The sequence below is a fragment of the Pseudorhodobacter sp. W20_MBD10_FR17 genome, assembly GCF_052119765.1.
Taxonomy (GTDB): domain Bacteria; phylum Pseudomonadota; class Alphaproteobacteria; order Rhodobacterales; family Rhodobacteraceae; genus Pseudorhodobacter.
Genome location: NZ_JBGQOQ010000019.1, coordinates 41,632 through 67,443, shown reverse-complemented (window position 1 = coordinate 67,443; position 25,812 = coordinate 41,632). Strand labels below are relative to the sequence as shown.

The 25,812-nt window shown below is 56.4% G+C and carries 19 protein-coding genes; 12 read left to right on the top strand and 7 right to left on the bottom strand.

Features of this window, described 5'->3' with window-relative positions; all coding sequences use genetic code 11:
- Positions 1–13 precede the first annotated feature (13 nt).
- From ACEN2J_RS13505 to ACEN2J_RS13470, 8 genes are all read left to right on the top strand, one after another.
- A complete protein-coding gene (locus ACEN2J_RS13505; protein WP_442106610.1) occupies positions 14–664 on the top strand; it encodes a DUF1194 domain-containing protein in 651 nt (216 codons plus the stop codon).
- A 221-nt stretch (positions 665–885) separates the two neighbouring features.
- Positions 886–1,671, top strand: a complete 786-nt coding sequence (locus ACEN2J_RS13500; protein ID WP_442106608.1) for a chromate resistance protein ChrB domain-containing protein — start codon at positions 886–888, stop codon at positions 1,669–1,671.
- Positions 1,672–1,753: 82 nt separating this feature from the next.
- Positions 1,754–3,004, top strand: coding sequence for a chromate efflux transporter (chrA, locus tag ACEN2J_RS13495; RefSeq protein ID WP_442106606.1), 1,251 nt, complete (start codon positions 1,754–1,756; stop codon positions 3,002–3,004).
- An 83-nt stretch (positions 3,005–3,087) separates the two neighbouring features.
- Entirely contained in the window at positions 3,088–3,555 is a 468-nt protein-coding gene (locus tag ACEN2J_RS13490) for an SspB family protein (protein ID WP_442106604.1), read from the top strand.
- Positions 3,556–3,578: 23 nt separating this feature from the next.
- On the top strand, positions 3,579–4,139 hold the full coding sequence (locus ACEN2J_RS13485) for a class I SAM-dependent methyltransferase (RefSeq protein ID WP_442106603.1): 561 nt from the start codon (positions 3,579–3,581) through the stop codon (positions 4,137–4,139).
- A 94-nt stretch (positions 4,140–4,233) separates the two neighbouring features.
- Entirely contained in the window at positions 4,234–5,628 is a 1,395-nt protein-coding gene (gene fumC, locus ACEN2J_RS13480; RefSeq protein WP_442106601.1) for a class II fumarate hydratase, read from the top strand.
- 94 nt (positions 5,629–5,722) lie between these two features.
- Positions 5,723–5,911, top strand: coding sequence for a DUF4169 family protein (locus ACEN2J_RS13475; protein WP_442106599.1), 189 nt, complete (start codon positions 5,723–5,725; stop codon positions 5,909–5,911).
- Complete coding sequence (locus ACEN2J_RS13470; RefSeq protein ID WP_442106597.1) at positions 5,908–6,138, top strand: ribbon-helix-helix domain-containing protein; 231 nt, start codon at positions 5,908–5,910, stop codon at positions 6,136–6,138. The genes ACEN2J_RS13475 and ACEN2J_RS13470 overlap by 4 nt, the downstream gene beginning before the upstream one ends.
- On the opposite strand, the gene ACEN2J_RS13465 is transcribed toward ACEN2J_RS13470, so the two are convergent.
- The 4 genes from ACEN2J_RS13465 to ACEN2J_RS13450 all read right to left on the bottom strand — a co-directional run bounded on the left by ACEN2J_RS13465 (position 6,135) and on the right by ACEN2J_RS13450 (position 12,547).
- Positions 6,135–7,481: a cytochrome P450 gene (locus ACEN2J_RS13465; RefSeq protein ID WP_442106595.1), complete on the bottom strand. Its 1,347-nt coding sequence runs from the start codon at positions 7,479–7,481 to the stop codon at positions 6,135–6,137. The genes ACEN2J_RS13470 and ACEN2J_RS13465 overlap by 4 nt on opposite strands.
- Complete coding sequence (locus ACEN2J_RS13460) at positions 7,478–8,752, bottom strand: hypothetical protein (RefSeq protein WP_442106594.1); 1,275 nt, start codon at positions 8,750–8,752, stop codon at positions 7,478–7,480. Before ACEN2J_RS13460 ends, ACEN2J_RS13465 begins: the two co-directional genes overlap by 4 nt.
- A gap of 71 nt (positions 8,753–8,823) precedes the next feature.
- Positions 8,824–9,573 carry a cytochrome c biogenesis CcdA family protein gene (locus ACEN2J_RS13455; RefSeq protein WP_442106592.1) on the bottom strand — a complete coding sequence of 250 codons (750 nt, stop codon included), beginning with the start codon at positions 9,571–9,573 and terminating at the stop codon, positions 8,824–8,826.
- A 271-nt stretch (positions 9,574–9,844) separates the two neighbouring features.
- On the bottom strand, positions 9,845–12,547 hold the full coding sequence (locus tag ACEN2J_RS13450) for an Rne/Rng family ribonuclease (RefSeq protein ID WP_442106590.1): 2,703 nt from the start codon (positions 12,545–12,547) through the stop codon (positions 9,845–9,847).
- A gap of 472 nt (positions 12,548–13,019) precedes the next feature.
- On the opposite strand from ACEN2J_RS13450, the gene ACEN2J_RS13445 reads away from it, so the two are divergent.
- On the top strand, positions 13,020–13,655 hold the full coding sequence (locus ACEN2J_RS13445; RefSeq protein ID WP_442106589.1) for a nucleotidyltransferase family protein: 636 nt from the start codon (positions 13,020–13,022) through the stop codon (positions 13,653–13,655).
- 27 nt (positions 13,656–13,682) lie between these two features.
- Here ACEN2J_RS13445 and ACEN2J_RS13440 read toward each other — a convergent pair whose 3' ends face one another.
- Positions 13,683–16,796 carry a Hint domain-containing protein gene (locus ACEN2J_RS13440; protein ID WP_442106588.1) on the bottom strand — a complete coding sequence of 1,038 codons (3,114 nt, stop codon included), beginning with the start codon at positions 16,794–16,796 and terminating at the stop codon, positions 13,683–13,685.
- Between the two features lie 343 nt (positions 16,797–17,139).
- Positions 17,140–20,082, bottom strand: a complete 2,943-nt coding sequence (locus ACEN2J_RS13435) for a Hint domain-containing protein (protein WP_442106586.1) — start codon at positions 20,080–20,082, stop codon at positions 17,140–17,142.
- A gap of 1,679 nt (positions 20,083–21,761) precedes the next feature.
- Between ACEN2J_RS13435 and ACEN2J_RS13430 the strand changes: the two genes are divergently transcribed.
- Both ACEN2J_RS13430 and ACEN2J_RS13425 read left to right on the top strand, forming a co-directional pair.
- Positions 21,762–22,547 carry a glycosyltransferase family 25 protein gene (locus ACEN2J_RS13430; protein WP_442106584.1) on the top strand — a complete coding sequence of 262 codons (786 nt, stop codon included), beginning with the start codon at positions 21,762–21,764 and terminating at the stop codon, positions 22,545–22,547.
- A gap of 4 nt (positions 22,548–22,551) precedes the next feature.
- A complete protein-coding gene (locus ACEN2J_RS13425) occupies positions 22,552–23,310 on the top strand; it encodes a hypothetical protein (RefSeq protein ID WP_442106582.1) in 759 nt (252 codons plus the stop codon).
- Between the two features lies 1 nt (position 23,311).
- Here ACEN2J_RS13425 and ACEN2J_RS13420 read toward each other — a convergent pair whose 3' ends face one another.
- Positions 23,312–24,052: a hypothetical protein gene (locus ACEN2J_RS13420; protein ID WP_442106580.1), complete on the bottom strand. Its 741-nt coding sequence runs from the start codon at positions 24,050–24,052 to the stop codon at positions 23,312–23,314.
- Positions 24,053–24,161: 109 nt separating this feature from the next.
- Here ACEN2J_RS13420 and ACEN2J_RS13415 point away from each other — a divergent pair, with 109 nt between their 5' ends.
- The gene (locus tag ACEN2J_RS13415; protein WP_442106579.1) at positions 24,162–25,640 is read left to right on the top strand and encodes a capsular polysaccharide export protein, LipB/KpsS family; all 1,479 of its coding nucleotides are present in this window, start codon (positions 24,162–24,164) and stop codon (positions 25,638–25,640) included.
- Positions 25,641–25,812 lie beyond the last annotated feature (172 nt).

Below are 25,812 nucleotides of genomic sequence, written 5' to 3'. Positions count from 1 at the left end.
CCACACTTGCCAAATGCTACGCCTCATCGCCCTTTGCCTCTGCCTAACCCAACCGGCCAAGGCCTGTGACACCGCCCTTTTGCTGGCAATCGATGTCTCGGGGTCCATCGACAAAGGCGAATACGCGCAGCAAATCGGCGGGCTTTACACCGCACTCCAAGACCCCGAGGTCGCAGCGATTCTGTTGCAAGGCCAATCCGCCTTGGCCGTGGTGCAATGGTCCGGCTTGGGCCGCCAATCGCTCGCCATTCTTTGGCAACGCATGCTCTCCCCACAATCGTTGCAACGCTTTGCCCAAACCACCCGCACCCTGCCACGCGCGTTCACCGGTTCGGATACCGCTGTCGGCCAAGCCATAACGTTTGCCACAGCACAATTCGCTCAGGTTCCCGATTGCACCCGCCATGTCATTGATATCTCGGGCGATGGCCCCGAAAATGCAGGCCACACGGTTGCCCGCGCCCGCCGCGATGCCATCGCCCTAAACATCGCTATAAACGCCATAGCGATTGAAGATATGGGCCCCTCGTCCCCCACCTCCAACTTCTACAAAAACTGGGTCATCACCCCAAAAGGATTTGTCATAACCGCACGCGGCCTTGACGATTACCCCCGCGCCATCCGCGCCAAACTGCTGCGCGAATTGGTCAAGCCTACGGGCTAAAGCGTTTTGCGTGATAGATGAAGTATCACATAACGCGTTGAAATCTTTGATTTCAGACGGCGATATGTGGTTCAGGTTTAACGCGAAACGCTGTAGGCGCATAACGCTGTCAGGCTTGACCTTACAACGCTCTACACGCTAACATTACCAAATGGGGCCCGCGAACGCCCCGTGAGGCGCCAGCCCAAGCATCGCATCCCAAACCCCAAACAGGATGTCCTATGCCCGGCCCAAACCAAATCACCCCGTCCCAGCTTGCCCGCCTGATCGGCACTCCGGATTCCCCTAATCTGATCGACGTGCGCATCGACGAAGATTTCAACGCCGACCCACGGCTTATCCCCACCGCCCGCCGCCTGCCCCACACCGACATCTCAAGCTTGCAAAGCACCCGCGCCATTGTCATCTGCGAGCACGGGCTAAAACTGTCACAGGGTGCCGCCGCCCTGCTACGCTGCCATGGGATAGCCGCCGAAACACTGGAAGGCGGGTTTGCAGCTTGGGCAACAGAAAAACTGCCCCTCACCCCCGCAAGCATCCTAGCGGGCACCAACCGCTGGGTCACCCGCCACAGGCCAAAAATCGACCGCATCGCCTGCCCGTGGCTGATCCGCCGCTTTGTCAATCCGCAGGCCGAATTTCTCTATGTCTCTCCATCCGAGGTCACTGCCATCGCAGGGCGCTTCAACGCACTCCCCTTTGATGTTGAAAACACATTCTGGTCGCACCGCGAGGACACGTGCAGCTTTGACACGATGGTCACAGAATTCGGCCTCGCCTCACCCGCGATGAACCGCTTGGCGCAGATCATCCGCGCGGCAGACACTGACCGCCATGATCTCGCGCCCCAAGCCGCAGGCCTGCTTGCCCTCTCGGTCGGCCTTTCGCGCATGTATAAGGATGACCTGCAACAGCTCAACGCCGCCATGCCACTCTATGACGCGCTCTACCGCTGGGCCCGCGATGGCTTGGATGAAACCCACGACTGGCCCGCCACCCCAAAATAACGCCCGCTTTCTTTTCGGTAAAAATATCCCCGCCGGAGGCACCAGCCTTTGCCCCGCGCGCCCCACCCACAAGGAAAATCCCTTGCCCCAGCTTTCCGAATTCATCCGTGTCTTCGCCCGCATCGGCCTGCTCTCTTTCGGTGGCCCTGCCGCCCAAATCGCCCTGATGCACCGCGAGTTGGTCGAACAACGCCCGTGGCTGACCGAGGCCGAATACCTGCGCGCGCTGTCGTTTTGCATGATGCTGCCCGGCCCCGAGGCGATGCAGCTTGCCACCTATTCCGGCTGGCGCCTGCGCGGCACAGCCGGAGGCTTGATCGCGGGGCTTTTGTTTGTGTTGCCCGGCGCGCTGGTGGTCCTCATCCTTGCTATGCTTTACGCAAGTTTTGTCGATGTGCCGCTGATGGCAGCCTTGCTGCGCGGCGTCCAAGCGGCGGTTTTGGCAATCGTTCTGCACGCACTGTGGAAAATTTCAAAGCGCGCGTTGAAAGGGTGGTTACATAGGGAACTCGCCGTTGCGGCTTTTTTGGCGTTGTTTCTGTTTAACCTGCCCTTTCCTTTGGTCGTATTGGGCGCAGGGGTGATCGGCTTTTTCACGGGCCCTGCACCCAAACCCGCACCCTCATCAAATCCGCCTCTAGACTGGGCCAAAATCTTGTGCCCTGCCGTGCTTTGGGCCGTAATCTGGTTGCTGCCACTGGCGGCACTCTGGCTGACCGGCGCGGGTTTCTTGTTCGAAATCGGGCTTTTGTTCTCTAAACTCGCGGTCCTCACCTTTGGCGGCGCTTATGCGGTACTGGCTTGGTTAACCCAAGCCGTCGTCCAAGAAAAAGCGTGGCTGAGCCTGCCACAAATGATCGATGCTTTGGGGCTTGCCGAAACCACCCCCGGCCCCCTGATCTTGGTCACCGAGTTTGTGGCCTTCCTCGCAGGCCACGGCAAAGGCGGGCTGCCCCTTGGGCTTGCCGCCGCCACGGTCGCGCTGTGGATGACCTTTGCCCCCTGTTTTCTGTGGATCTTCACCGGCGCCCCCCTTATCGCACGGCTGGAACACGCGCCACGTCTGTCGTCCGCCCTCGCCGCGATCACGGCTGCCGTGGTCGGCGTTATCGCCAACCTATCGCTTTGGTTCGCGCTGCATGTGCTGTTTGGCCAGCTCGGCCAGTGGAAATTCGGCCCCACGACCCTGATCGTACCGCATCCCACCAGCTTGGACCCAATCGCGGCAGCCCTTGCCCTGCTGGCAATCTGGCTCATCTTTGCCCGCCATTGGGGCCTTACATCGACCCTTGTGCTGTGTGCCGCCCTTGGTACAATCCCGACCCTCATCTAACTGCCGCTATTTTCAGCACCGGCACCTCTTCCTTTCGACCCCAAATCCCCTATGCTTGCCTGAATCGACAAAAGGATAAACGCATGGCCCGCACCATCGACTACGGCAACCTTATGCATAATGCGATGCGCGGGCTTATTCAGTCCGTCCTGACCGATGTGTCGCTGCACGGCCTACCGGGCAACCACCATTTTTTCATAACCTTCGACACAACGCACCCCGATGTGATCATCGCCGACTGGCTGCGCGCGCGCTATCCGACCGAGATGACCATCGTCATTCAAAACTGGTTCGAAAACCTTGATGTAACCGACACCGGTTTTTCCATCACCCTTAATTTCGGCAACAATCCCGAACCGATGGTCGTGCCATTCGACGCCCTGCGCACCTTCGTCGACCCTTCGGTCGAATTCGGCCTGCGGTTCGAGTCACAAGAAGATGACGACGACGAGGAGGATGACGAAGAAGAAGGCCTTGACGAAGACGACGATACGCCTGAAAAGCCGCATCGCGATGCCGACGTGGTCTCGCTTGACAAATTTCGCAAATAATCACATAGCCATAGGGCAAAACCATGTTGTCTGAACTCGCGTTCTTTCTGAAACAAGCGGTTTTGCAACCCAAGCAAACCTCATCGCTGGTCCCGTCATCGCGTGCGCTCGGCGCTGCAATGGCAGAACACGTTGGCCCCGATACCGGCCCCGTGGTCGAATTTGGCCCCGGCACCGGCATCATCACCAGTGCTATACTTGCGCGTGGCGTACGCCCCCAAGATCTGACGCTGTTTGAAATGAACCCCGTCTTTGCCGAAACCGTTTCCAAACGCTTTCCCGGCACCACGCTGCACGTCACCGGCGCGCAAGAGGCGCCAAACCTGATGCCTGCCACCGTCGGCGCGGTCGTGTCGGGCCTTCCGCTGCTGTCGATGCCGCGCGCCCTGCGCCGCGAAATCGTATCCGCCGCCTTTCAGGTGATGCGCCCCGACGGCATTTTCATCCAATTCACCTATGGCCACACCACGCCGCTGTCGCCCGAAGGCCTCTCGGCCCTTGGCCTGACCGCGACCAAGGCCAAGAAAGTCTGGGCCAATTTCCCGCCCGCGCAGGTCTATATCCTCAAACGCACGCATATCTAATGCGGGTTGCGACTGTATGCCGCCGTATACCGATTGATTTTCTACGCTCAAAGCCCTAAGAATACCCCAAATTCAGGCCCATCAGGAGCGCATAATGTCCGCAACACGTACCGAAACCGACAGCTTTGGCCCGCTCGAAGTCCCTGCCGATAAATATTGGGGCGCCCAAACCCAGCGCTCGATCATGAACTTCCCAATCGGCTGGGAAAAGCAGCCCGTGGCCATCATCCGCGCGCTTGGCGTGATTAAAAAGGCCTGCGCCACCGTCAACGTGGTCCAAGGCGATATGCCTGCTGACATCGGCAAAACCATCGGTGAGGCCGCGCAAGAGGTGATCGATGGCAAGTTTGATGACAACTTCCCTTTGGTTGTTTGGCAAACCGGTTCCGGCACCCAATCCAACATGAACGCGAATGAGGTGATCTCAAACCGTGCGATTGAAATGCTGGGCGGCGTGATGGGCAGCAAAAAGCCTGTTCACCCCAATGATCATTGCAATATGGGCCAGTCGTCGAACGACACCTTCCCCACAGCGATGCACGTCGCCACCGGCATGATGGCGCGCGATGTTTTGCTTCCCGGCCTTGAAAAACTGCACGCGGCACTGGTTGTAAAACAGAACGAATTCAAAGACATCATCAAAATCGGCCGCACCCATACCCAAGACGCGACCCCGCTGACCTTGGGGCAGGAGTTTTCCGGCTACGCCCACCAAGTCGCCAAAGGGATTGAGCGCGTCAAATCCTGCCTGCCCGATATTTATGAGCTGGCCCAAGGCGGCACGGCCGTTGGCACTGGCCTGAACACCCGTGTTGGCTGGGATACCCGCGTCGCCGCTGAAATAGCAGCCATCACCAACCTGCCGTTTGTGACCGCGCCTAATAAATTCGAATCGCTGGCTGCGCATGACGCGATGGTCATGTTCTCGGGGGCTTTGAAAACCGTGGCCGCCAGCCTGTTCAAAATCGCAAATGACCTACGGCTCTTGGGCTCCGGCCCGCGTTCCGGCCTTGGCGAATTGATCCTGCCAGAAAACGAGCCCGGCTCGTCCATCATGCCGGGCAAGGTAAACCCGACCCAAGCCGAGGCGCTGACCATGGTTTGCGCCCATGTCATGGGCAATGATGCCGCCATTGGTTTCGCAGGCTCTCAAGGTCATTTTGAGCTGAACGTCTACAACCCGATGATGTCCTATAACCTGTTGCAATCCATGCAGCTTTTGGGCGACGCTGCGGGCAGCTTTACCGACAACATGGTCGTCGGCACGCAGGCCAACACCGCGCGCATCGACAAGCTGATGAAGGAATCGCTGATGCTGGTTACCGCATTGGCGCCGACAATCGGCTATGACAACGCCACCAAAGTTGCCAAAACCGCGCATAAAAACGGCACGACCTTGCGCGAAGAGGCCATCGCTTTGGGCCTCGTCGACGGCGAAACCTTTGACCGCGTTGTGCGCCCCGAGGATATGATCGGCCCGAAAGGCTAAGGTCGTTCTTGGTTGCGAAATGCCAAAATGCGGCTCAGACTTCGAACACCCTATGTTTAAAGTCTGAGCCACCTACAACCGAAACGGACATGACATGGCCGAAATCATCAACCTGCGCAGCGTGAAAAAGGCCAAGGCGAAGGCCGGTACACGTGCGCAGGCCGATGCCAACGCCGCCAAATTTGGCCGCACAAAGGCCGAAAAACTTGCCGAGGCCGCCCGTAAAGACAAGGTCAAGCGCGTCCTCGACGGTCACGCGCTCGACCCTGACACCAAGCCATGAGCCGCGCACCCGAGCGCCCCGTCAAACACTCGCTCACCCTGCGCGGGCACCGCACCTCGGTGTCGCTAGAGGCCGAGTTTTGGCAAGCCTTCCGTGACATCGCAACCCAGCGCGACCTGACCATCAACGCGCTTGCGATTGAAATCGACGAATCTCGCCAAACCGATATCGGACTTGCCTCGGCTATTCGAGTGTTTGTGCTGAACCACTACCGCAGCCTGCGCTAACGACGCCTTTTCACATCCAACCAAATCCCATCCCGCGCGCGCACCGTCAAATGCGCCACCGGAACAGGCTGTTTATCTGGCACTGTTTCAAGGCGAAATTCTCGCACCAACATCGCCAGCAAAAGCGGTCCCTCAACCATCGCGAATCCCGCCCCCGGACAGACCCGTGGCCCCGTTGAGAACGGAATAAACGCGTCGCGAGCACAGCCCCGCCCTGCCTCGGTCTGCCAGCGATCGGGGTCAAATTCATCCGGTCTCTCCCATATTCTGGCATGCCGGTGCAGATGCCACGGGCTTAAAACCACCTGCCCGCCGGGCGCCACAGCGCGCCCCCGAAACATTTCGGGGCGTTGGTTTTCCCGCACCATCATTGGCACCGGCGGATACAGCCGCAGCGCCTCACGAAACACATCGCGGCTGAATTTCAGCTTACCCATCACAGCAAAATCGGGCGCATCGGTAATCGCCGCCGCCTCCTCGGCAACCCGATCTTGCACCTCGGGGTACATCGCCAGCAAATACAGCGCCCAGCCCAAAGCTGATGCCGAAGTTTCATGCCCCGCCAGAAAGAAAATCGCGACTTGATCGATCATCTCTTCGGTATTGAAACACTGCCCCGATATCGGGTCGGGGGTGGTCATAATCTTCGTGGCCAAATCATCCGGTGCCGTCCCCGCCGCGATTTGGTCTGCCCTTTGCAGGGTCAAGGCGCGAATAAGCCCCCTGATCTGCGCCGCCGTTTGCTTGGTGCGCCGCGAATGAAAGCGTGGAAACCCACGCGGCAGTGGCAAGAAGGCCGCCAGATTCAAGATCGGCTGTTCACGCTGATAGGCACGGAACTGGTCAAAAACCTGCGATGCAATCTCATGCTCAATCGGGATGGAAAACAACGTGCGAAAGATCACATCAGCGGCGGCGTGGCTCATCTCTGGTTCAATCTCTTGCACGCCCGGCGTTATCCGCGCGACCGCCGCCTGCCCCGCCGCATACATCGCCGGAAAAGTTTCGCGGATGCGCCCGCCTTCAAACGCCGGGTCGATGATACGCCGCTGGCGTTTCCAAACATCACCATTAGTCACAAAAACCGCGTTGCCGAGCAAGGGCCGCAAGCCCTCACCTATCCGGTTGGATTTTGGAAAGTCGTCGGGCCGCTCATTCAAAACCAGCCGCACCAAGGCCGGATCATTGCACAGATAGCTGCGAAAAAACGGGGTGCGAAACTCGGCCATCCACGCACGATACAGCCGCGCGGGTTGTGCCGAGAGGATATCTTGGCGGAACAAGTGCAAGTAGCGCCATAGCGACACCTTGTCTGGCCGCGCAGGGGGTTTTGGCGGGGTCATGGCGTCACCGATGTATATTTATTCACGGGCGCCTCGATACGAGATTGCGATGCAGGCCGCCCTTGATACCGTGCGCCAAGTGTCAGCGGCCCTGCCGTGATTTGAAAATAATCATAGTCGCGCGGCCGATCAAAGGCGCAAAGATATTGGAAATGCAGGCGAAAGAACCGCCAGCGCAGCTCTTTCCAGCGCGCAGGTGACAAGGATTGCGTGAAGGCCGCAGAAAACACCAATGGCCAGCGCTTTCCAACCGGCGCCACCCCGGATACCGCAACCGGATCGCACAATGCAAAAGCGCAACCATCACCGGGGGCCGTTACATCGACCCAAACCAACGCGTCACTGGCCGCCAGAAAGGCCAAATCGGCGCGCAGGCGCTGCGCTTGCGGCAGGAATGACACCATCGGCACCACCTGCCCCAAAGACAGAAACGACAAAGCGGGCCCCAACTTTGGCACCCGCCCTGCCCGAATAAGATCTGCCAAAACCGACACGGCCAAATGCACCCCCGAAGAATGGCCGACGAGCAAAACCTCATCAATATCATCCTGCAAAGCCTCGGCGATAGCGTCGGCAAAACCCGTCATTCGGGTTTCAAGTTCGGGCGGGTTCGCGCCTTTGAACTGCGCCGAATAGGCATAGTCATGCATCAGGTAATAGGCGAAAACCCTGTTGTCGATCTTGCGAAACCAGCGCAACAGCAGCCCCGCCACCCCAAGCCCGGCGAGCAGTGCAAGCATTTGCCCCGCCCAACCCAGATTCGGCACAACCAACGCTTGGCCAAGCCGGACAACCATGCCCGCAGCCAGAACCGCCAAAGCCAACTGCCCCAGCAAAAACACCACCGGATACAGCGCCGCAATCACCGGCCCCTTGCGCAACTGCGTCAATCGCCACAGCGCCCCCGAGCAAATGTAGATCCACGCGGTGCGCAGCAGTTGCAGATAGGTGGCAACCAGCCCCGTATCCATCGAGCTTTTCACAATGTCAGACCACACTAGCACGTCAATCTGTGTTTGGACATCGGCTCCGTCGATATGTGCGGCGACCTCCCACCCATAGGTGCCACCCGATTGCTTGGGGGTTAAATGCAGGGAATAGCTCGAAGTGGCCGCCTGCGCCGCAGATTCCTTGCGATACAACTCGCGGTAGCGGCGCGGGTGGAATGGATCATACCCCGGAATATAGAACACGCGGCGGCGCAAAACCTGCCCCGCGCGCGCGCCGCCTTCAACAGGTTGCCCGTCTTCACCAGGTTGAATATCTGACATGGGCCCACCCCTTAACTTGCAGGGCCAGTATGCCGATAAACTGGGGCAAAACTATGGGCTTTTACAGGCCTTTAGCCCAAAACACTCAGCGCAGGAAAGGTTTCAAGCAGCCAAAAGGAAAAAGCAGAAAACGCACCGGTCAGCAGGGCCAACCCAACGATGATAAGCAACGCCCCCATCGCACGCTCAATCGTTTTCATATGGCGTTTCAGCCGTGACATGACGCCCACCGCACGTTCAATAAACACTGCCGCCAAGATGAACGGCAGGCCCAACCCCAAGGCATAGACGCCCAGCAAAGCGGTCCCCCGCACCAAATTCGCCTCGGACGCCGCAAGCGATAAGATCGCCCCAAGCTGTGGGCCGATGCAGGGCGTCCAGCCAAAGGCAAACGCCAGCCCCAAAAGATAGGCGCCAAAAGCCGAACCGCCGCGATCACCCGCATCCAAGCGCGCCTCACGGTCAAGAATGCTTATGCGAAAGATGCCCAGAAAATGCAGGCCAAAGATGATGACGGTCACGCCAGAAACTTTGGACAGAATATCCTGATATTGCAGGAAAAACGTGCCAAAGATTGAGGCGGTAAAACCGAGGAACAGAAAGACTGTCGACAAGCCGAGCACGAAGAAAATTGCAGGCAGCAGCACGCGGCGGCGGGCCTTACCGCCTTGCATTTCGCCCATACTGATACCGCCCATATAAGCCAGATACGGCGGTACAATCGGCAAGACACAGGGCGAAAGAAACGACAAAACGCCAGCCATCAAGGCCACAATCATGGCTGGCAGCAAGGCTGCGTCGATAAGGTCAATTCCGGCCATGGTTATTCCTTTGTTTGCCCGATGGACATAGCGCGATTTGCGCAGGTTTGTCACCACGACAGATTGTCACTTTACCGTGGCTTTGGGGCGCGCGTGGTCTTTCGCTAGGGCAAAAGGGCGTTTCAGGTTTGGTTTGAAACACGCCACATCCCTTAACGCGTTGAATTTTGAAGTCTGGAAAAGCTGCGTGTGACGCTTTTGCGCGAAACGCTCTGCCCAAAGCAAAAGGGCGCAGGAATGACCCCGCGCCCTTTGCATTCAAGTATCGCGCTTAGAGCCCGAGGTTCCACCAACCGCGCCGCTTCGGCTTGGCAGCCTCATCCGAGGCCTCGGCTTCGGGGCTGGGCGCTTCAGCTTCGGCGACCGCGGGTTCAGCTTGCTGTGCTGCCGGTTCGGGTGCGGCCACCGGCTCTGGTGCAGAGGGCGCTGGCGTTGCTGCAACCTCTGGGACAGCCTCAACCACTGGCGCCGCAACCGTCTCGGCCACGTCTTGCTGAGCCGTGTCTTGCTGGGTCTCTGGCACTGCATTTTCGGCAGGAACAGCGGCCTCCACCTTGGCCTTTGGTTTACGCGTCCGCTTGGGCTTTGGCTTTTCAGCAACTGCGTCATCCGCGGCTTTGGCTGGCGCAGCAGTCGCATCAGCCGCGACTGTTGCCTCGGCAGCGTCTACCACTACCTTTGGCTTGCGGCTGCGCGACCGAGTACGCTTTTTCGGCGCCTCTTCGGTTGCATCGACCGGTGCCGGATCGACAGCAGGTGCGGCCTTGGCAGCGACAGCAGGCTTGCTATCGGCCTCGTCACTGTCGTCATCCGACTCTTCAGAATCGTTGCCATCAGTTCCGTTTTCATCAGACCCGCTACCGCTGCGACGACGACGACGACGACGACGCTTTTTGCGGCCGGTGCCGTCTTTTGGCTCTTCTTCAGCAGCAGGCGTTGTGACCTCTACCTCGGCGTTTTCTTCTTCCTCAGATGGGATGTCAGGATCTACGATATCATCCTCAATCGCGCCCATGAACGAAGAGTTGCCCGAAATCGCCGCAGACACCTCGGCCACCACACGCGTGGCGGTTTTGAACTTTTCGATGGTGTAATCGGGGCTAATCATCGCCGGATCGCATTCAATGCGCACCGACATGCCGTAGCGGGCCTCGATCATCGCGATATGCTCGCGCTTTTGGTTCATCAGGAAGTTCACAACGGCAATCGGTGCGCGCAGCAACACCTCGCGTGACCGCTTGCGCGTGCCCTCTTCTTCCAAAGCGCGCAGAATTTGCAGCGCCATGCTATCGTCCGAGCGGATAAGGCCCGTGCCGTGGCAATGCGCGCAAGGTTGGGTCGTGCTTTCCAACATACCGGGGCGCAAGCGCTGACGGCTCATCTCCAGCAGGCCAAAGCCCGAAATCCGGCCAACCTGAATGCGGGCGCGGTCGGTTTTCAGCTTGTCTTTCAGCTTTTTCTCAACCGCCAAGTTGTTGCGGCGGTCTTCCATGTCGATAAAGTCAATCACGATCAGACCGGCCAAATCGCGCAAGCGCAACTGGCGGGCCACCTCTTCGGCGGCCTCAAGGTTGGTCTTGGTCGCGGTTTCCTCGATCGAGCCTTCTTTGGTCGCGCGGCCCGAGTTGACGTCAATCGCCACCAGTGCCTCGGTGATGCCAATCACGATATAGCCGCCAGATTTCAGCTGCACAGTCGGGTTGAACATGCCGCCGAGATAGCTTTCGACTTGGAACCGCGCGAACAGCGGGGTCGGGTCGTTATAGGGCTGCACGGCCTTGGCATGCGTTGGCATGATCATGCGCATAAAGTCTTTGGCAACGCGGTAGCCTTCGGCGCCTTCAACCAGTACTTCGTCAATCTCGCGGCTGTAAAGGTCGCGGATCGAGCGTTTGATCAGGTTGCCTTCTTCATAGATCGCGGCGGGTGCCATGGATTTCATGGTCAACTCGCGGATCTGCTCCCACAGACGCATCAGATATTCATAGTCGCGTTTGATTTCAGGCTTGGTGCGCTTGGCCCCAGCGGTCCGGATAATAAGACCTGCGCCCTCTGGCACTTTGATCTCGGACGCGATCTCTTTCAGCTTTTTGCGGTCATTGGCTTGGGTGATTTTGCGCGAGATACCACCACCACGTGCGGTGTTGGGCATAAGCACGCAATAGCGACCGGCAAGCGACAAATAGGTTGTAAGCGCAGCACCCTTGTTGCCGCGTTCTTCCTTGACCACCTGCACCAGCATGATCTGGCGCACTTTGACAACTTCTTGAATTTTATAGCGGCGCGCACGCGGGCGACGCGGGGCGCGGATTTCTTCGGTTACGTCTTCATCGGCGACCGATTCAATTTCACTGTCGGTGTCCGAGGCCGTGTTGACCGCGCGAAACGGCTCATTGCTGCTGTCATCATCGGAATGACTGTCCACATCAGCGCTGTCGGCTGCCGTAGTAACGACGGGCTCTTGCGGCGCGGGCGTTTGGCCTGCGGCGTCAGTAACGGTGTCGTCATCCTGCGCGGCGTTATCATCGGCATCCAGATCGACAACGTCCATTGCACCAATCTCGGCGGTTTTCACCGCGTCATTGGATTTAGAAGATTGCGCACGCGTGCTGCTGCGGCGGTTGCGGCTGCGGTTACGCCCTGCGTCTTTTTCCTTATCGTTCTCTTCGTCGTCCTCGGCCCGTGCCAAATCACGCTCTTCATCAAGCAGCGCTTGACGGTCGGCCATTGGGATTTGGTAATAATCGGGGTGAATCTCGGCAAAGGCCAAGAAACCGTGGCGGTTTCCGCCATAGTCCACGAACGCCGCCTGCAAAGACGGTTCAACCCGCGTTACTTTGGCGAGGTAAATATTGCCAGCCAGCTGGCGTTTATTAATGGTTTCAAAGTCAAATTCCTCAACCTTGTTTCCATCCACCACGACAACCCGAGTTTCCTCGGCATGCGTGGCGTCGATTAGCATTTTCTTGGCCATAATGTTCCATGGCACCCAATCGCGCCCACCGCGCCGGAATGTTTCCGGGGGGGCGATTTGCGCGGATGTGGTGACTTGTATAGGCGAGGCTGCGCAGCAAAAACGGCAAGGTCGGCCGTAGCGGCCCCCTGTCATTCGTGATTTCAATCTCAGCGCGGCGCATCGCGGTTTATCCCGAATGCATTGCTGCATCCATATGAAAACCCGTAATGTCAGTGACTTAACGGGCAAATAAGAGGCCTTGCGGCCATTGATCCACCTTTGGCAAGCATCGACGAACGACCTGTCCGTCCAACGCGCCTTGGTATAAAACTGTGGCGCTGGCCCTATTCTGAAAGAACTTGGGCCGCGTGTTTCGACCATAAAGGCAGGAAGCAATAGAATACAATGGTCAATTTGCGGCCTTGGTTTTTTATGTTCTTCCAGTTTACGTTAATTGAGCGCGGGATAGATGCTATGGCGAAGGGCAAGAATGACGGGACCGGTGGTATCATTGCAGGCGCTGCCCCGTTTGCGCCTTAGCATTTTGATTTTGGCGGCAGGGGCATCATCGCGCATGCGCGGCACGGATAAGCTGTTAGAGGCGGTGAACGGTATGCCGCTTTTGCGCCAAGTGGCTTTGGCAGCGCTTGGCACGGGCTTGCCGGTTGTGGTGACCGTGGCGCAGGGGCAGCCAGCGCGCCGTGACATTTTGCAAGGCTTGGCCGTTGATACCGTGATGGTCAGCGGCGAAATAAGCGCATCGTTGCGGGCGGGCCTTGCGGAAATTGATCCAGGCCGTGATGTTTTGGTGCTATTGGCCGATATGCCCGAAATTGGATGCCAAGACCTCTGCACGATGATCAAAGCCTATTCCGTGGCGCCAGATTTCATATATCGCGCGACGGATGAGAACGGCACCGCGGGGCATCCCGTCATCTTTCCGGTTTGGGTGCGGGCAGACGTGCTGGCATTACAGGGCGATACCGGCGCCAAAACGGTGCTAGAAACCTATGCAGACCGCATCCGGCACGTGGCTTTGCCCGGTCAGCGCGCCACAACCGATCTGGACACCCCCGAGGATTGGGCAAGATGGCGCAACGCGCAAAGCCTCAATCATCGGACCTGAAAAGCACCACCAAGGACGGATGCTATCTCAGGCACCGAATAAGGCTTTTGCCTCATAGGACTTCAACGTCAACCGTGCGGCTGGGTACGCAGCCCCCTGTGCAAGCGCTGGAAAAAGCGCCAAGACTTCATCACGCTGCGGGCTTTTCATGCCTTTCAAACTTTTATCGCCGGGTTGGAAGCTTTCTGTCCATGCCCCATCGCCGCAAATGATCTCATGGTGGTCGAATAGCAGGTGAATATAGGTCACGGACTGCGGGCGTATTTGTGTGATCGTTTTGTCATTCACCAGATGCACAGCGGCAACCAAAACCTCGGCCTCGCCAAACATCATTTCGGCCCGCGACCCTGACAACAGCATACGGTGCTGCGGTGAAACAGTCATATCGCTTTCCGGTAGCCCAGCGCCCAGGGCACCCGCCGTGATACAGATCGGGTTAAAACTGGGTTGTGCCGCCAGTTCTGCGCCAGACACGTTGCGCATGCCAACCCAGCGAATGGGTTGATAGCCATTATCACGAGTCAAAACACGGTCGCCTTCGCAAAGATCTTCGACCAGAACCTCACCACGATTGGTTAGGATTGTCGTGCCGGGCGTAAAGCACGGAATAACGCTTTCGATATTTGAAAACGCAAAAGACCCCGCAACAGCGCCCGCGCCATCCAGCACCTCAACCGTGCCAGACTCGTTATTGCCACCGCCATAGATGACGTTTGTCATCGCCGCGCCGCCAAGGCTGGACAAGTCCAGCGTGTCAAAGTCGTCGCCGCCTTCGCCGCCGTCAATCACATCGCCGATGCCACCAAAGAACACATCACGGTCATCGCCGCCAAACAGGCTGTCGGCATCATCGCCACCGATCAGAGTGTCGTTGCCAGCGCCGCCAAACAGCTGATCCGCGCCGTCTTGGCCCTTGATGCTGTCATCGCCATCTGCGCCATAAACGGTATCATTTCCGGCACCGGCCAACACGACATCATCATTATTGCCCGCAAGGTTATCACCGGCATCGATCATGTCGCCTTGTGGGTCGCCCGTATAGGCAATGTCGATAAGGTCATCGCCTGTCGTGCCTTCGACAATATAGTTCAGCGGCGCTGCGGGGGCGGCCGGAATGCCAATCGCTTCCAGTTCAGCAGGGCTATCGACCTCACTGGCCAAAACGCCCACCAGCGTAATGCTTTCACCGCCAGAAAACGTCAGGATCGCATCGCCCGTTCCGTCCCCATTGCTATCTGTCACGACAACATCGGCAGTGGTGACCGGCGTTGTGCCACCGTCTGAGGACAGGTCAGACACGTCCAGCTGGTCGCGGCCCGCAAAGGTGCCGTCGCCATTATCGATCGGCGTTTCAAAGTTGGTGATGGTGTCGCTGCCATCCCCATCGGACAGCACAACAAAATCGACAGCGTTATCCGCAGCACCCAGATCGAACGTATCGTTGCCTGCGCCACCATCAACAGTATCGGCCCCTGCCCCTGTGGCAACCACATCATCGCCGGAGGAACCGATAACGCTGTCATTGCCTGAACCCAGACGGAAATTCTCAATTTCCGTGAAGTTGGCGATATCGCCGGTCGCGGCTGTCAGAGTGCCATCTTCGGGGTTGGCGGCGTCACCTGCGCTTAGATCTAACACCGCATCAACAGTCATCGCGCTGGCGTCTAACGTATCACCGTTGGTTTCAGTGGTTTCGCCACCTACAATCGTGTCGGTGCCAAACCCATCGGCCAGATGGATTGTATCGTCGCCCGCCTGCCCTTCGATATAATCATTGCCCGCATCGCCGCTTATCTGGTCATTGCCGGCGCCTGCAAAAATCTGGTCACTATCGGCACCGCCAAACAGCGTGTCATCCCCGACACCGGCGCGCATAATGTCATTGCCGTCACCGCCATAGGCATCAAATTTTAGCGTGGCATCGCCGCCATCAAGGTAGTCGTTGCCTTCGTCCAGATAGATGCTGCCTTCATTGTCATAGGCAATATCGCCCGGGGCGGGCACACCAATAAAGACAAGGTCGTTACCTGCGCCGCCATAGATCAGATCGCTGCCTTGGCTGCCTGCGATTAGGTCATTGCCATCGCCACCATACAGCGTGTCGATGCCGATGGACCCGATCAGGGTATCTGCCCCGTCGCCGCCATAGATCAGATCGGCACCATCGCGGCCAAAGACGTGGTCGTCCCCAGCGCCGCCATAAATGGTATCGTCGCCATAAAGACCCTCAAGGTCATCATTGCCCTCGCCACCATATAGCAGGTCGTTGCCGTGGCCGCCCAACAGGCTGTCATCGCCATCACCGCCGTAAAGGCTGTCATTGCCCGACCCGCCATAAAGCGAGTCTTTGCCCAAGCCGCCGTAAAGCGCGTCATCCCCGCCCGGACCGGCAACAGCGTTGCCACGCACGGCATCGGTAGAATCAGTCTCATAATCCCCGACCAACGTGTCATCACCGTCTTGACCGTTCAGCGTGTCATTACCGGACCCGCCAACAACCGAGTCATTGCCCAAACCTGCATTGACGCTGTCGTTCCCCGCCCCTGCAAGAATGTAGTCATCATTGGATCCATCGGCAGCATCACTGGCATCAACGCGGTCGCCTTCAGGATCAAGCACATAGGCATCATCAATCAGATCATCACCCGCAGTCCCCTCAACGATATAATCAAGAGTGGCATTATCAAACGTCATATTGCCAACGCCAAACGCACCGCTTGTCGCAAAGCTTTCGCCATTGTCGAAAATGAATTGAATTTTCGAAATCGGCCCGGCGATCGAGATGTTTACGCTATCGGCAGCGCCAACGGTTTCGATGCCTGTACTAAAATTACCATCTGCATTCAGCTCATTTCCAGAATTGGAATGATAAGGGTCTGCTGCAAGGTCACCAAAGTTTACCGCCTTAACATTTCCCTGCGCATCGGTCACCAAAACCGTAATCCTATCGTCCCAACCATTCACCTTTGAATCGAGATCATAGATTTCAAAACTGAAATTTGAGACGGGGGCATCGAAGCTAAGCGTGCTGGTAACGGGATCGGTTAGACCGCTAACCCACAGACCGGGGGCCGCCGGGCTGCCGACAGTCATGGCGCTTGCTGTTTTGCCACTTGTGTTGGTCGTTGTCGAAATCGTCATGCTAATCGTGTCTAAGCCGTCAAAAAACGAATAGCTGCCATTCGCTCCGACACTTTGCCAATTTAGATTATAAGACATACGACCCCACGCTAACCAAATTCATTTTCACCAGAAACGGTGCATTATTCTTCTCTTTGCTGTGACCGTAAACGGCGGCAATGTTAGGGCAAAGCTATGGCAAACGAAAAAACTGATGCTTTTATAAGCATCTAACACAAAACAAATAACACTTTGGGCCCGTATTATTTAAAATTGGACCCGCCTATTTAAAAACCAAAGGGGCCAAAGCCCCTTTTTTCGATTTCAAGCCTTTAGCCTCTAAAGACCGCAAACGGCTTTGGTTTTAGCCAACCAAAAGCCGCGCCTCGTATTTTTTCAGGGTGCGCCGCGCGGCACCATAGTTTTCCAACCCTTTCGCTGTGTTCAGCTCGGGGAAAAGCTCTAGGATTTCGCTGCGCTGCGCGTTGCCCATACCTTGCAGGGTATAATCGCCCGGCTGGAAGCTTTCGGTCCATGCGCCATCAGACAACACAACTTCGTGCTGATCAAACATCAAATGAATATAGGTCGTGCCGATGCTTTCAACCTCGAAGATGCCCTTACCCCCGATCAGGTGCTTGGCTGCAACCAAAACCTCTCTCTCGTCAAAATACAGCGCGGTGCGATCGTTCGACACCAGAACACGGTGGTTGGGTGACAGCATCATATCACGCTCTGGCAAACCGTTTCCAAGGCTGCCACGGCGCACCATGATCGGGCGCAGATGTTGATTGGCGATCAGATGCGCCCAGTCAAACTTGCGCTGACCAATCCAGCGCAGTTCCTGAATGCCGTTGTCACGGGTGATAATCCGATCACCGGCTTTCAGACTTTCGACAGGCACCTCGCCTTTGGGCGTTGCAATCAAAGTACCGGGCGTAAAGCAAGGCACAACCTGCTCGATATTCTCAAAGTTCAGGACGCCTGTAACGGCACCGCCCGCATCCAGATACTCGACACGGCCATCAATGCCGTTGCCGTCACTATCCGGCCCCGTTACGACCACGCGGTAGCTGTCACGCGGGCCTTGAATAACCAAACGGTCGAAATCGTCGCCTTCTTCGCCACCGTAGACGACGTCACCCGCGCCTTCACCTTCTGCTATAATGAACGTGTCACGGTCTGCGCCGCCGAACATGCTATCAACGCCCGGCCCGCCATAAAGCACGTCATTGCCATCTCCGCCGACCAAGACATCGTCGCCCTCATCGCCGTGCAGCGTGTCGTCACCATCGTCGCCGTTGAGAAAATCATTATCAACGCCACCGAACAGCAAATCATTGCCGTCACCACCGATCAGCGTGTCGTTGTCGTCGCGGCCATAGATCGTATCGTTGCCAGAGCCACCGTCAAGCAAATCGCGGTTGTTCAGCGGACGCAGATCAATCGCATCCGGCAAATCCAATGCATCCCCGATAACACTGTCAAGGCCACCATAGATAAGGTCATTGCCAGAATCGCCAAAGATCGTGTCCGCGCCTTCGCTGCCGACAATGGTATCATCGCCAGAACCGCCATAAACAAGGTCGGCATCTATGCCCGCATTAATCGAGTCATTACCGCCGTCGCCAAAGATCGTATCAGCGTCATCACCGGTGATAATCGTGTCATTGCCCAAGCCGCCAAAAACCAAGTCGCGGTCATTGTTTGGATCGGTATCGGCGGGGTAAACGCCCGGATAATCGATGTCTGGAATAGGCTGGGTTGCGGATGTGTTGATATAGTCATTGCCCTGCTGGCCATAAACAGTGTCGGAACCGTCACCGCCATAGAGCGTGTCCGCCCCTTCGCCGCCGCGCAGATCATCGTTGCCAACACCGCCATAAACCAAATCATCGCCAAGGCCGGCAAAGACCGTGTCATTGCCAAGGCCAGCGTAAACCGTGTCATCTCCCCCTTCGGCGCGAATAACATCGTCATTGGGCGCATCACCGGGGCGGATCGCATCTTCGGCATCAACACGGTCAGCATCGAAGGGGTCGATGTAATTGGTATCAATCAAATTGGCATCATCGGTACCGCGCACAATACCGTCGCGGTTCGGGTCCGCAAAGGTCACAACCGCCACACCACTGTCGGTAAGGCCATCCGGATCGGTTACCGTGTAGTCAATGGTTGCGTTACCCACAAAACCGTCATTGGGCGTGAACGTGATGCTGCGGCCATCGGCGTTCACCACAATCGTCCCATCGGCCGAGGTAGGCGTTCCTGAAATCGAAAGCTCGGAATTCAGATTGTCGACATCGGTGTCGTTACCGATCAAGTCAATCACGGTGGGTTGGTTAAAGGTCCCCGTCTGGGCGTCATCCACCGCAACAGGCCCGTCATTCACCGGGTTGACCGTCACCGTTACAGTGCTGGTCGACTCGTTGCCGCTTGTGTCGGTGATTGTATAGGTGATCGTGTCCGTGCCGGTAAAATCCGCATCCGGCGTGTAGTTCAACGTGCCGTCCGAATTCACCCCAACCGTGCCATGCTCGGCAGTCGGTGTGCCCGTCACAGACAAAGTATCGCCATTCGGGTCGGTGTCATTTGCCAAGACGGGGATCACGTCAATGCGCGTATCTTCATCGGTCTCGGCATCGTCTGGGTTGGCGGTTGGAATGCCCACAGGGTTGTCGACAGTATCCGACAACGAAAACATCTCAACCGAACCTTCAAAATAATTGTTAAGGTTGTTCAACATATAGGGATCAGACAATGACTGCCCCGCGCCAACCATCCATGGCTGGCTGATCGGGCCTTGGTCCATCGTCAAGCCCGCAGGAACATTGTCTTGAAAGCTATCGCTGGTCGTCAAATTGCTAATTTGAACCGAACCACCGCTTGTCACATCCCATGAGTAGACGACGTTAATCTCATCGCCTGAGTTCACAAAACCGGGGTCCGTTTGGAAGGTTGTCGTATCGCCAGCAGATTCATGCGAAATCAAAACCGAACCGTCTGGCATCACCTCTATACGATAGCCGCCAGCATTTTCGCCCACGGAATCCCGCGACAAAACAGTGTTTGGTGTGTTGCCAACTTGCTGGGTCTGCGAGAATTGAATCTCTAGCGTGCCGCGCGGAAGCTGGAAATTAGAGTCGGGATAGATTTTGACCTTATCGTTGATGCCATCCAACACTGCCCTGCCATCGACCGAAGACGCCCCATCCGTATAATTTCCATCTTCTGCACCATTGAGCAGAGCCGAGTCTGCGGCAACTGTGCCTGCGTCGTCGAAATTATAAAGCGCAAATACTGGCATCGTACACATTCCTCAAATCAACAAAGCCCCTAGGTCGAAACCTAAGTCGCCCCATCAGCAACAGCCATCAGCGGCCGCAAGATCAACGCGAACCGAAAACCCGGTCTCTACGTCACTACGAAGCCCGTCCGATGGAGTGAGGAAGTGATACAGCAATACAAAATCGACACGCGTAAAACCCGCACCATTTTTAAGATAAGAATACCTTACCTAAAAGCAGCATCCACTACGCGATTTGTACAGCTATATGCAGCACAGCAACCACTCATATCGACCGCCCCCACGGCCTTGCCCTACCGAGATAAGACAACTTTTAATACAATAAACAGCGCATTCTTGAAAGCACAATTCTCGGGTTATTGATTTGGCTTAGCCAAAACGAGCAAGGCCGCCACCGATTTCAGGTAAGCTGTCAGACTTCGATTGTTTCCAAATAAATGACTATCAACCTGCCTGAAAGAGGGTGCACTGCGAACCAGCCATGAATCACAGGCAAAGCAGAGGCATCCCAGCCTCTATTGTTTCAAAATCGGCCACAAGCATCCCGAGGAATCGTTGATTAACCATTTCGAAAGCTTTTCATCAAAGCTGCCACCGCGGCAAAGCGATTGCCCCGGCGCGCAATCAAATCGCACAATTTAGCAGCAAAAAAAGGGAAATCCTGAACAGCCGACAGGCAAAGCGCCGAATCGTCCACCACGCAAACCGGCTAAAGACAAAGCAAGCCTTAATGGTGCCCGAGACAAAGACTCGAACTGCTGCGCCGTGAAACGGAGGATTTGACCCACGAATAGAAGGTTTTCGAATACACAACCAAATCCCTTCCCGAGAACATATCAGAAAAACCGCGAACAGGGGAACAGGTCAGTCCAACACCGCATATTGCAGCAAACGATCGAAACCAGCTCAAGAGCCACTTAAACAAGCATTGGGCGCTTGAGAAAAATGGAAAAAGAAAGTACCTCCTCTTGGACAAATCTCTATGAAACAGAGGCAAGTTAGGATTACCCGCGATGAGCTTTCGGCTTAAATTTTATAAAGCGCACCCCAAAACCGCTGTTTCAAAACATGCACCGCGCATACCTTCGAGCAGTGGCTGCAGGTGACTTGCCAAAACCAATGCAACATACTTTGCATGAGCTTAAGGCGCAGGTTGTCGATTACGCAAATATCGATGAATGAATAGACTTCTTAGATATGTGCTGAAAACGAAAACGCACCCAATCAAAGCCATAGAGTTAACAGCGCGTCCCATTAAAACCGATAGCGCACACTGGAAAGGCCGAGTGTAGCTTTCCTGCCTGGGCATGGACGTAAAACGCCTCTGAGCACACATCGAGCACCGTCATGGCCCAGCGCGCTAGCCGAACGGACAGCCTCGATGACTTCGCCAATCCGCCATCAGCCGACCGCACGCTTTCCAGCTGGGATTTAATGGCAAACTGATTTATTGAAATACAGGTTCACCGATTGGGCAGAGTACCATGCTCCCCTTCGACCACTTATCCTGAAAGAGAGTTCAACAACTTGACTCTAGAGAGGAAACGGGTCACGAAAAGCTTTGCGAGTGAATAGGCTCAAAAAGCTTCTGAACATGGCGCACTCCACCATAATTTTGCTTGGCAAGCCATAGATGCTTGGCAGGCGCGGAAAATCCGAGACGCTAAAAAGGCACTCAAATGCAAATCAAAGATCTAGGGATTTGGCTGATCAATCTGCCCCGCGATGAGCAACGCCGCGCAGCGATGGAAATTCAATTGAAAGTGTTGGGCCTTCGTTGGCAGCTATTCGAGGCCGTCGATGGTAAAGCCCGGGAAAATGAACTCCTGTCTGGCGCCGATGAAATCGCCTATCGGCGCAACATGGGAAGCTCGCTGCTACCGGGAAAGCTTGGCGTCTATGCCTCGCATCTGGCGGTTTGGGACGCGCTCATCGAGTCTGACCACGAGATAGCTCTAATACTTGAGGATGACGTGGTCTTTCACGAGGATTTCATCGAATCTCTCGCAACGGCGATCGAAGGCCGAGACCACTGGGATCTGGTTCGTTTCAACGCGATCCGTGCCAAGCTGCCGGTGACTCAAGGCACGCTAGGGCGATACCGGCTTAATGCCTATGTCGGGCCGTTTACCGGCAATGCCTGTTATCTGATCAAGCGTGATGTCGCTGCGCGGCTTCTGCCCGGCCTGCGGCCACAGACGCGTGCCTGCGACCACGAGCTGAACCGCTTCTTTGTACACGGCTATCGCCAGCGCGGTCTCGAGCCCTTCGCTTCACATCCAGACGACGGCAATGTCTCGACCATCACCGGCACCGGCTTTGCGAAGGTACGCAAATTCAAATGGTATAAGCGCCTGCCACATTATCGGCTCAAGGCAGCAAATTACTTCCGCCGCTTTTTCTACCTTGTCAAAACTGGCGCGTTACCCGGCCATACTGGCCCGCTCTCGCGACGCAAGGATTGAGCAGATGACTGATCTAATCTTCAAACACCACCGCGACACGACAAACCTCGGAGATGCGGTGTGCAGCCCGTTTGACTACTACCCCGAGCTTGCTGCAAATGGAAAAGCGGTCGATCTCGCCTGTCCCACACCGCGCGCCGATGCTGTGATCTATGGCGGTGGTAAGATCATGGGGGGCCTCGCAAAAATGCTGGGTCCAGAAGATTATGCCGCAAAGACGCGGATAGCCTGGGGGGTAAGCACTCTCCAGAAATTTCCGATTTCACTCCGATACTGGCGCGCCTTCCGCGCCATGCACCTGATTGGATCGCGTGACTGGGGCGACAACCGCTTTCCCTTCGCTCCATGTGTCACTTGCGTGTCGCCTGCTTTCGATGCCCCGCCTGCCCCGAGACATGATGTCGTCTTGTATCTGCATCACTGGCGTTCGCGCAAAGCGGACCTGCCCCGCCCCGACGGCGTGCCGGTGCTTGAAAACAACAACCCAAGTTTTGCAGAGACGATCCGCCATATCGCCTCTGGTCAGGTGGTTGTGACCAACTCTTACCATGGGACCTATTGGGCGCTGCTGTTGGGCCGCAAGGTTCTATGCCTCCCATTTTCCAACAAATTCAGCAAGTTCAGGGTCGCACCGGGCTACGCAACCCCTGCAAACTGGCAAGCACAACTTGGCCGTGCTCAAGCCAGCGACGAGATGCTAGGACTTTGCCGCGAAGCCACTGCCGCGTTTCGCGCGAGCGTGACCTCACGCATCGGGCTTTAGATTATCCGTCGGAGTATTTGCGCCAGTAATCGCCGATCCAACGGTAGCCCCGCCCAAAGCTTTCGGTAACAAAATCCTGCGGGTTAGGCTTGCCGTGGAAAGCGACAATTCGCGCGCCCTGAGGTACAGGATGAGGGCCGAGCAAAGGCGCTAACAGCGACTTACGGCGTACGTGGCGCTTGTAGGAGATTACCCATGGATCGGGCCAAGGCGCCCAATCGCGTGCGGTGCCCTCGACGAATTGCTGCTCGTTACCATATTGGGCCGAAGCTGCATCCGGCGCGGCGGTGAATGCATCAGAAATATCCACTTGTTCGCCCAAGTTAAAGCCGAACACTGAGGTGTTTAGCGTCGGCGCGACTGGCACGCGGCCATGTCGCCAGTCAGGCCCACCACCTACCCCGAACAGTGGGCCTTGCACGGTAAAGAACGGCTCAATGTCGTCCAGGATAACCACATCCAGATCAATAAACAGCGCTCTGCCCGCTAACCCGTGCAGCGCGCTGGTGAACACTGAGATTTTCGGCCATGCGCCCCGACGATAATGCTCTGGCGTGCAGCCTATATTCGGGATCGGAAACGCCTCGATCCTCGGCTCGAGGCCCGACGCATCATCCGTCAGGCACACGAAGCGGAATTCCCCCTTCAGATGGTCACGGCAGGCGCGATGCAGCACGTTGACGTAAAGCGCCGAATACAGGGTTCCCCACTTCATCGACAGGATAACTCGTTGTTCGGTCATGGGCCCTCCAGAATTTAAACGCGATATTAGGTTTCGTTCCGCTCCTTGTCCATCGCTTTTGAAAGTGGGATAGTCTTCACGAGGTTCTGATTTGGAAAAGGTGCATGCAATGGTGCGACTTCTTTGTGATGTCCGAGGGCAATATAGACTCGATTTTCTGAAAGAAATCGAAAAGCAGAGTGAGGGTGAGGTAACTGTAGCACTGACCGCTGGTGACCGCGGAGCAGACATTTTTGCTCGCGGCATAACGACAATGAAGCGTGACCCTCGCCACGAGCGGCTGCACAATGGGCTGATGAGAGACAGCACGCATACTGGGGCGAATGCCGCGCTGCTGGCGTCACCCGAATTCCATGAGATGGCAACGATGGCAATCGACCATTTTCAACGTATGAGCCCGACCTACCGGTACAACTCCCATAATCTCGTAAACTTGCAGGATTATCTCGATTATTATTACATCCTGACTGACGTGATGGCGCGGCGGATGATCGAGGAAAAGATCACCCATGCGGTGTTCTTTATGGTGCCGCATCTGGGCTATGACACAGTCCTGTATCAAGTCGCGCGCAGCCTTGGCATCAAGACGCTGGTAATGAACCAACAAGGCCTGTTCAACGACCGCTATTTCTCTTCTGGGTCGATAGAGGACTACGGTTGCTTTGACGCAGCACAAACCACTGCTGCGCCGATTCCACTGCAAAAAGGCAAGTTACCGGACCTGTTCTTCATGGACAAAAAATGGCAACAACCCGGGCAGACCGGTAAAATCTCTTCTGCTGCAATATTCCAATTTCTAAAATACGTTGCGCGCTACGAACCGAAAAGGCTTTTACAGCCAAGCTATCTGCTAACAATGCTGCGCAGGATTTCGGCGATCTATGAATCGCTCCCCGACTGGCGCGATCCCTATGCCGACTTCTTCCACACGAATGCGCTCGCCTATTATGAGCACCTTGCAGAATACGAACGCGGACACATCGATCTGGACCGCCCCTTCGTCTACGTCCCGATGCACAATCAGCCCGAGATGTCGGCCTCGACACTCGGCGGACGCTATCGCGATCAGGTGTTGATGATCGAGGCCGTGGCGCGTTCAATGCCCGAGGACTGGCTGGTCTATGTAAAGGAAAACCCACGCCAAGGGGCGTATGCACGCGGGCCGCTGTATTTTCACAGACTATCAAGGATGGCCAATGTCAGGCTGGTGCCCTCCCATACATCGTCTCAGGCGCTTGTGGCAAAAGCAAAGCTGGTGGCTACAGTTGCAGGAACAGCGGGCTGGGAAGGTCTTTTGTCAGGCGTACCCGCAGTAACCTTTGGTGGCGCATGGTATCGGTCCCTTTCAGGGGCGACGCCCTTCCGTGAGGGGATCAATCTGGCGGACGTGGCCGCGCGAGGTGTTGATCACACTGTCCTTGAGGCAAACTACGGCGCGCTGATCGACCGCTCGCATACAGGCCTTATCGACAGCCTGTTCTTTGACAAAGTGGAAAAATTTGACCAAGACGCGAACCGGGTGCAGGTAGCGGAAACGGTGATCGAACTGGTCACAGGAAAGCGTCCAACCACATTTGGATCACTGTAAACACTCCGAGGAACGACAGAGCTCCAAACTGCAGGTGATTTCTGGCAGAATTTTCGCGCCAAAATCTGTCGTTTTCGGCGGGTTGTTACTTGGAAGTTATCCAACACTGACTGTGTGAATTTCGTCACATGCTGGCGGGGCTGCGCCGATAGTTCTCCATGCAGTCCGATCT